The 218-nt window shown below is 51.4% G+C and carries 1 rRNA gene; it reads right to left on the bottom strand.

Annotated features, from left to right (window positions below):
- Window positions 1-15: 15 nt before the first annotated feature.
- Window positions 16-218, bottom strand: a 23S ribosomal RNA gene (locus lacNas_RS10785); the annotation flags it as partial.

The following is a 218-nucleotide window of genomic DNA, read 5'->3' as shown; positions in this document are numbered from 1 at the left end:
ATTGCTTCGCTCTTCTTGGTCAAGTCCTCGACTGATTAGTACCGGTCCGCTCCAAAGCTCACGCTTCTTCCACTCCCGGCCTATCTACCTCATCGTCTCTGAGGTGTCTTACTTTCTTGAAGAAATGGGAAATCTCATCTTGAGGGGGGCTTCGCACTTAGATGCTTTCAGCGCTTATCCCGTCCGCACATAGCTACCCAGCGATGCCTTTGGCAAGA

The organism is Lactobacillus nasalidis (assembly GCF_016587775.1).
Lineage (GTDB): Bacteria > Bacillota > Bacilli > Lactobacillales > Lactobacillaceae > Lactobacillus > Lactobacillus nasalidis.
The sequence above is the reverse complement of the archived record's forward strand: the minus strand, read 5'-3'. Positions and strand labels throughout refer to the sequence as shown.